Origin of the sequence: Proteus vulgaris, assembly GCF_016239305.1 — a bacterium.
In the GTDB taxonomy this organism is placed as follows: Bacteria; Pseudomonadota; Gammaproteobacteria; order Enterobacterales; family Enterobacteriaceae; genus Proteus; species Proteus vulgaris_C.
In genome coordinates this window covers 1-7,908 of record NZ_JAEHOQ010000045.1, presented here as the reverse complement: position 1 = coordinate 7,908, position 7,908 = coordinate 1, and the positions used below count along the sequence as shown (strand labels likewise).

The window sequence follows — 7,908 nt, the reverse complement described above, 5'->3', positions numbered from 1 at the left end:
AGTCAGTTCGCTTAGCGCCCTGTTCCGTGACAACGAGGACGCATTATAGGGAGTTTTCTGAGGCTGGCAATAGTTTTTTTTAAAAAAATGATCGTTTGTTGGTAAATTAAACGAAGTGCTTATTTTTTGTGACTTTTTAGCCATTTTGGCAAGTCTGCGAGGCTATCAAGAACAAAATCAGCACACTTTTGTGCCTCTTCTGTTATCTCTTTTCCTGTACGAACTAAAATTTTATGGCCAACACCTGCATTTTTCGCAGCCAACATATCTTCTTTTTTATCACCAACCATATAAGAAGAAGCCATATCGATATTTAATTGCGCTTTGGCATCCATAAACATACCAGAGGCTGGTTTACGACAATCGCAAGCTTTCTTATATTCTTCTACAGTTGCATCAGGATGATGGGGGCAATAATAGATACCATCTAAATCAACACCTCTATCTGCTAAAGACCAATCCATCCACTCTGTTAAGTGTAAGAACTTATCTTCACTATAATAGCCTCGCCCAATACCTGATTGATTTGTTACTAGCACTAAGGCATAACCCATAGCTTTTAATTCAGCCATTGCCTCAATAACCCCATCGATAAATTCAAAGTTATCAATTTCAGATACATAACCATGGTCTATATTAATAGTTCCATCGCGATCTAAGAAAATCGCTGAAATCCCCTTACTCACAGCACATTACTCCATTTAGATATTTTTATTAGTATCGCATGTTTTTTCTTATATAGAGAATGATATCCACGGCTTTCTTTCTTTATTAACCTTCCACTCTTTTTTATTGACTTAGCCGTCTAGACGCCTTAACATCTATTTTAACTCGGGCAGAATAGTCTTTGTGTCCCATATCTACTTATATAAAGAAAAACATGATTAAACTGACGAATATAAACAAAGTATTTAAGCAGGGAGAGCGTTCAATACAAGCGCTATCAAATATAAACCTGCATGTGCCACAAGGGCAGATTTTTGGTGTTATCGGATCGTCAGGAGCGGGTAAAAGTACACTTATACGTTGCGTAAATATGTTAGAGAAACCAACTTCAGGTGAAGTATTGGTTGATGGACGAGATCTTACAAAATTATCAGATAAAGAATTAACTAAAGCACGCCGCGGTATTGGTATGATTTTCCAGCATTTCAACTTACTGTCCTCACGTACCGTATTTGATAATGTCGCATTGCCATTAGAACTTGATAATACGCCACGTGCTGAAATCAATAAGCGTGTTAATGAATTGCTAGAATTAGTTGGTCTGTCTGATAAGAAAGAGTATTACCCAGCTAACTTATCTGGTGGGCAAAAACAACGTGTTGCAATTGCACGTGCATTGGCAAATTCACCAAATGTTTTATTGTGTGATGAAGCTACCAGCGCACTAGATCCAGCAACAACACGTTCTATTTTAGAATTACTGAAAGATATTAACCGTCGCTTAGGTCTCACCATTTTATTAATTACTCATGAAATGGACGTTGTAAAACGTATTTGTGACCAAGTTGCAGTTATTAGTGGTGGTGAATTAGTTGAAAGTGATGCCGTCAGTGAGGTTTTCTCTCACCCTAAAACGCCTGTTTCTCAAGCATTTATTCAATCAACACTGCAATTAGATATTCCTGAAGACTATAAAGAACGCATGAAGTCAGAGTGGGAAGAAGGTTTATTCCCATTATTAAAACTTGAATTTAATGGTCAATCTGTAGATGCACCATTAATGTCTATCGTTGCACGTCGTTTTGACGCTGATATTAATATTTTAAGTTCTCAAATGGACTATGCCGGTGGTGTAAAATTTGGTGTTATGTTAGCTGAACTACACGGTAATAATGGTAACACTGAAAAGTCGATTGCGTTTTTAGAAGAGCATCATGTGAAAGTAGAGGTTCTCGGTTATGTCTGAAGGAATGATTTATTTATTAATTAGTGGGATCTGGGAAACCTTAGTCATGACCTTTGTTTCAGGCTTCTTTGGTTTTGTTATCGGATTACCTCTGGGTGTTTTACTCTATGTTACGCGTCCTGAACAAATCATGGCAAATCCACCTGCCTACCGCATTATTTCAGCACTCGTCAATATTTTTAGGGCCATCCCTTTTATTATCTTATTAGTATGGATGATCCCTTTTACACGTATGGTCGTAGGGACTTCAATTGGCTTGCAAGCAGCCATCGTGCCATTAACCGTTGGAGCAGCACCATTTATTGCACGTATGGTAGAAAATACACTATTAGAAATCCCTCAAGGATTAATTGAAGCATCCCGCTCTATGGGGGCAACGCCAATGCAAATTATTAAGAAGATTTTATTACCCGAATCTTTACCAGGCTTGATTAATGCGGCAACCATTACTTTAATTACATTAGTGGGTTACTCCGCAATGGGGGGTGCTGTTGGTGCCGGTGGTTTAGGTCAAATTGGCTACCAATATGGTTACGTTGGCTATAATGCAACAGTAATGAATACAGTCATTGTTCTACTGGTTATTCTTGTTTTTATCATTCAGTTTTTCGGCGATCGCTTAGTGAAGCTGACAACACATAAATAAATAGATTGAAAGTTTCTATTATTAATAATGAAATCTTTTAATTAACAGATCAAATAAGGGTAAATGTATGTCATTGAAATTTAAATCGCTCGCAATTGTAAGTGCTTTAGTTGGTGCATTGGCATTAGCGGGTTGTGGTGAAAAAGAAAAAGATCCAAATCATATTCGTGTCGGTGTTATTTCAGGCTCGGAACAACAAGTCGCTGAAGTAGCGAAACAAGTTGCTAAAGATAAATATGGTCTTGATGTAGAACTCGTTACTTTCAATGACTTCGTCATGCCTAATGAATCATTAAGTCGTGGTGATATCGATATTAATGCATTCCAACATAAACCTTATTTAGACCAACAAATTAAAGATCGTAATTACAAAATAACAGCTGTAGGGAATACATTTATTTATCCTATCGCGGGTTATTCTAAAAAGATTACTGATTTAGCTGATTTACCTGATGAAGCACAAGTGGCTATTCCTAATGATCCAACAAACTTAGGTCGCTCACTGCTGTTATTAGAAAAAGTCGGGTTAATTAAATTAAAAGATGGTGTAGGTCTGTTACCGTCCAAGCTTGATATTATTGAAAATCCTAAAAAATTACAATTAGTTGAATTAGAAGCGCCACAGTTACCTCGCTCATTAGATGATCAAAAAATCTACTTAGCGGTGATTAACACTACTTATGCAAGTCAAGTTAACTTAACACCAGCAAAAGACGGTATTTTTGTTGAAGATAAAGACTCGCCATACGTAAATATCATTGTTGCTCGTGAAGACAATAAAGACAGCGAGAATGTGAAGAAATTTATTCAAGCCTATCAAACAGATGAAGTGGATAGTGCTGCCAATAAAATTTTTAACGGTGGTGCTGTAAAAGGCTGGTAATACGTTAATATTTAACTTAATTATAAAAAAGGCGGACATTTGTTCGCCTTTCTCTTTTTTACTTGGCTAATTTGCATTAAATTATAGCCGTTTAATTTTTGTATAGACAATAATAAAGAGGATATAACCCATGCACATGCGCTTGCTACTTCTTGGCATCATGGCGCTGTTTATGACAGGCTGTTCAATGCAGAATTCATCTGATGTTGATCAGTCTAAATTTACGGATATGCGTTTAAATAAACCAGGACAACCCCAAAAACCGAGATCACAAACATTACCTTCAGTGCGTATTGTTGAAAAAACAGAAGATCTTTTAGGTGCTCCGTTTAAAGATCTCGGCATTGTTGCCGGTGAATCTTGCCGTCAAACATTACAAGATCCACCAGCAAGTTTACCTATCGCAAAAAAAAGAATGGCAACAAAAGCAGCTTACAAAAATGCTAATGCTGTTTTATTGCATGAATGCCAAATTGTCACTGGTTTAGGTTGCTACCAATCAGCCATTTGTGAAGGCACCGCATTACTCATTACAAAATGAATACCTACCAAATGAATCCTATAGGGCATATATCAAGCCCTTATAAAGAAAAATTTGCCGTTCCACGCCAACCTGGGTTAATCCAGGATGGCGGCGGCCAACTTATTCTACATACACCTTACAATCACCCAGATACAGTTCGAGGCTTAGAACAATTTAGTCACCTTTGGCTGATTTTTGTTTTCCATCAAACAGCACAACAGGGTTGGCACCCTTTAGTTCGTCCCCCAAGGCTTGGTGGTAATACCAAAATGGGTATTTTTGCAACTCGCTCAACTTTTCGTCCGAATCCCATCGGCATGTCTTTAGTCGAGTTAAAAAAAGTAAACATACAGAACCAATCCGTTGTTTTAGATTTAGGCAGCCTTGATTTAGTTGATGGAACTCCTATTCTCGATATTAAGCCTTACTTACCCTTTGCAGAGTCTCGGCCAAATGCGATTGCTGGTTTTGCACAAGAGGCACCAGATAATGAAATGCCTATTTTCTTTTCACAACTTGCTTTAGAACAAATGCAACATTATGCGAATGAATATCCCCATCTTTCGCGTTTTATCACTCAAGTATTACAGCAAGATCCTCGCCCTGCTTATAAAAAAAATGAGCAAAGTGATAGGATCTATGCGGTACATTTACTTGAATTTAATGTTCGCTGGCAAGTGAATGGGCAACAGACACTTGTTCTTGATATAGAACCGCGGTAACTTGCTACTATCTTCATTGATATTACTATCATGAATTATCCAATCTGAACGTCATTCTCGTTGTCTTTAAACAAATCAGATTGAAAAAAATGCGTTGCCCCTTTTGGTAGGCCAAAGTCACTGGTAGACTAAAGTCTTTCTCTAATTATATTGATGTAGACTGGCGTGACAGTCAGCCTAAGTATTTTTGTTCTAATGGAACCTAATAATGCGTACTAGCCACTATTTGCTCTCTACTTTAAAAGAGACACCTGCTGATGCAGAAATTGTCAGCCATCAACTTATGCTTCGCGCGGGCATGATCCGTAAACTCGCTTCTGGTCTTTATGATTGGATGCCGACAGGAGTTCGTGTTCTGAGAAAAATTGAAAAAATTGTTCGTGAAGAGATGGACAATGCAGGATCACTTGAAATTTCAATGCCCGTTGTTCAACCCGCTGATTTATGGCTAGAAAGTGGTCGTTGGGAACAATATGGCCCTGAATTACTGCGTTTTGCAGACAGAGGCGAACGCCCATTTGTTTTAGGTCCAACTCATGAAGAAGTTGTCACAGACATTGTTCGTAATGAAATTACCTCTTACAAACAACTTCCACTGAATTTATATCAAATTCAAACCAAATTCCGCGATGAAGTACGCCCTCGTTTTGGCGTTATGCGTTCTCGTGAATTTATTATGAAAGATGCTTACTCTTTCCATATCTCTCAAGAGTCTTTACAAGAGACTTACGACAGAATGTATGAAGCTTATAGCAAAATATTCTCACGTATTGGTCTGGATTTCCGTCCAGTGTTGGCAGATACAGGTTCGATTGGTGGTAATGCATCTCATGAATTCCAAGTATTAGCAGACAGCGGTGAAGACGATATTGTTTTCTCTACAGGCTCTGACTATGCGGCCAATATCGAATTAGCAGAAGCTGTAATACCTGCGACTCCACGTGCTGCAGCAACAGAAGAATTACGTTTAGTAGATACACCAAACGCTAAAACGATTGCTGAATTAGTTGAACAATTCAATCTACCTATTGAAAAAACAGTTAAGACACTAATTGTTCATGGTACAAAAGAAAGTGGCCATCAATTAGTTGCGCTATTAGTCCGTGGTGATCATGAGCTCAATGAAGTAAAAGCAGAAAAATGCGCTATTGTTGCAGCTCCTTTAACTTTTGCTACAGAAGCTGAAATTCGCCAAGCGGTAAATGCAGGCCCTGGTTCATTAGGCCCAGTTAATCTGCCATTACCAGTAATTATGGATCGTTCTGTATCTGTAATGAGTGATTTCGGCGCTGGTGCAAATGTCGATGGTAAACACTACTTTGGTATCAACTGGGAGCGTGATCTGCCTGTTGCTGAGATTGCAGATATCCGTAATGTTGTTGAGGGTGATCCAAGTCCTGACGGTAAAGGAACGTTGCTAATCAAACGTGGTATTGAAGTTGGCCATATTTTCCAACTCGGTACAAAATACTCTGAAGCATTAAAAGCAACGGTACAAAACGAAGAAGGTCATAACCAGATCGTGACTATGGGTTGTTATGGTATCGGTATAACTCGTATTGTTGCAGCAGCTATCGAGCAAAATCATGATGCTCGCGGTATTATTTGGCCTGATGCTATTGCACCATTCCAAGTCGCTATTTTACCAATGAACATGCACCGTTCTTATCGTGTTAAAGAAGTTGCTGACAGACTTTATGACGAATTACGTGCTCAAGGCATTGATGTTCTTTTTGATGATCGTAAAGAGCGTCCGGGTGTGATGTTTGCTGATATGGAACTGATTGGTATTCCACACACTATCGTGATTGGTGATCGTAACCTAGATAACAATCAAATTGAATATAAAGCGCGTCGTAGTGATGATAAATCACTGGTCAATGTTGATGACGTTGTTGCTTTTATTAAAGAGCAACTTGCTTAATCATCAATGAAGTCTCTCTTTTTTTAAGAGGCTTCATGATAAACAAAAAAACCCGCTAAAGCGGGTTTTTTATTGAGAAATAGACTAAAGCTTAACTTCTACCACCACGATGGTTTCCACAAGAGCCATGACGATTAAAACGAGGTTTTTCATCAGTAACAACTAATGCTCTATCATATTTACCATCTTCCATTGAAGGGCGAATACTGTAATAACCATTCACTTCAAGGTAAACCGGTGTTCCACCATCAACACCTGTTGAGAAATAACCTTTTTCTAATTCAATACCATTTGCTGCGTAAACACGCCCTGATTGACAATCTTTAAATGTCCCAGCATCAGCAAAATAGGTAAACTCACCAGCAAGTTGTTTAGGTTGCACTTTAGCTAAAGTATAATTTAGCTCTGAATTAATGACGTTACCATCTATATCAAGCATAACTAATTTATCTTCACGAGGTAAATAATAGCTTTTCTCACCATAACTATTAGTCAGTGTCAGCTTATCTTTACCTAATACCCAAGTTCCTGATTCAAAGAAACTTCGTTTATCATCAGGTGAGCCTTGGTAGCTTTGCTCCATTACATAAGAACCATCTTGATTAACAAGAATTGTGGTGTCGATACCAGAACAATCGGCACACGGCAGAATACTGTTGTAAGTTTGGTCTACAATTTTTCCATCAAGTGATAAGCCAATATTATTTTGGCAACCTGATAGTACAAATAACCCGGCAGCAACAGCTGCAAATAAAAGTTTTTTCCCCATCATCGACTCCCTACATTCTGGGTACTTTTTAATAAATCATTCTCTTTATGATTCTAACATTTTTTAAAATAAAAGGGGGTAATAAAATACGCTTTAAGATAAATGTACCTATAATTGTCAGTTATTTCTCAAATCACTTCGAATAAAGAACTATTTCAGAAAATTATTATAATAACTATTGTGCTCACATCGAATAACAGCATAATGATTTTATTCTGAATTATTCACTGGCGGCTATACCGCCACGAAAGAGTGGTGAGGGAATATGTCAACAAATACAGAATATCAACCAATTAACTGTGATGATTACGAGTATCTGGAGTTAGCATGCCAACGTGGTTTAGCGCTTCATATTGAATTACATGATGGTGAGCTTATTGAAGGCATCGCTGATGACCTTTTCTTAAGCAAAAAGGTTGAATACCTAAAAATCAAGACGGCTGAAGGCTCTAAAGATTTACGACTAGATATCATTGCCAGTTTTTCTAATCCCGAACTTGGGACTATTGTTATAAAATCGGAATAACCG

At 37.9% G+C, this 7,908-nt stretch carries 9 protein-coding genes; 7 read left to right on the top strand and 2 right to left on the bottom strand.

Going from position 1 to position 7,908, the window contains the following annotated elements:
* Nucleotides 1–119: 119 nt before the first annotated feature.
* Nucleotides 120–686, bottom strand: coding sequence for a D-glycero-beta-D-manno-heptose 1,7-bisphosphate 7-phosphatase (gmhB, locus tag JEP40_RS18725; protein ID WP_198624775.1), 567 nt, complete (start codon nt 684–686; stop codon nt 120–122).
* Between the two features lie 194 nt (nt 687–880).
* Here gmhB and metN point away from each other — a divergent pair, with 194 nt between their 5' ends.
* The 6 genes from metN (at nt 881) to proS (ending at nt 6,610) form a co-directional block, all read left to right on the top strand.
* A complete protein-coding gene (metN, locus tag JEP40_RS18720) occupies nt 881–1,912 on the top strand; it encodes a methionine ABC transporter ATP-binding protein MetN (RefSeq protein ID WP_198624774.1) in 1,032 nt (343 codons plus the stop codon).
* A complete protein-coding gene (locus tag JEP40_RS18715; RefSeq protein WP_036933988.1) occupies nt 1,905–2,558 on the top strand; it encodes a methionine ABC transporter permease MetI in 654 nt (217 codons plus the stop codon). The genes metN and JEP40_RS18715 overlap by 8 nt, the downstream gene beginning before the upstream one ends.
* A gap of 67 nt (nt 2,559–2,625) precedes the next feature.
* Entirely contained in the window at nt 2,626–3,441 is an 816-nt protein-coding gene (locus tag JEP40_RS18710; protein ID WP_198624773.1) for a MetQ/NlpA family lipoprotein, read from the top strand.
* Between the two features lie 130 nt (nt 3,442–3,571).
* On the top strand, nt 3,572–3,982 hold the full coding sequence (gene rcsF / locus JEP40_RS18705; protein WP_109409047.1) for an Rcs stress response system protein RcsF: 411 nt from the start codon (nt 3,572–3,574) through the stop codon (nt 3,980–3,982).
* Nucleotides 3,979–4,686, top strand: a complete 708-nt coding sequence (gene tsaA, locus JEP40_RS18700) for a tRNA (N6-threonylcarbamoyladenosine(37)-N6)-methyltransferase TrmO (protein WP_198624772.1) — start codon at nt 3,979–3,981, stop codon at nt 4,684–4,686. The genes rcsF and tsaA overlap by 4 nt, the downstream gene beginning before the upstream one ends.
* Nucleotides 4,687–4,894: 208 nt before the next feature.
* Complete coding sequence (gene proS, locus JEP40_RS18695) at nt 4,895–6,610, top strand: proline--tRNA ligase (protein ID WP_198624771.1); 1,716 nt, start codon at nt 4,895–4,897, stop codon at nt 6,608–6,610.
* A 91-nt stretch (nt 6,611–6,701) separates the two neighbouring features.
* Here the strand turns inward: proS and nlpE are convergent, their stop codons facing one another.
* Nucleotides 6,702–7,382 carry an envelope stress response activation lipoprotein NlpE gene (nlpE, locus tag JEP40_RS18690; RefSeq protein WP_198624770.1) on the bottom strand — a complete coding sequence of 227 codons (681 nt, stop codon included), beginning with the start codon at nt 7,380–7,382 and terminating at the stop codon, nt 6,702–6,704.
* Between the two features lie 262 nt (nt 7,383–7,644).
* Here nlpE and rof point away from each other — a divergent pair, with 262 nt between their 5' ends.
* Nucleotides 7,645–7,905, top strand: a complete 261-nt coding sequence (gene rof, locus JEP40_RS18685; protein ID WP_198624769.1) for a Rho-binding antiterminator — start codon at nt 7,645–7,647, stop codon at nt 7,903–7,905.
* The last annotated feature ends 3 nt before the right edge of the window (nt 7,906–7,908 follow it).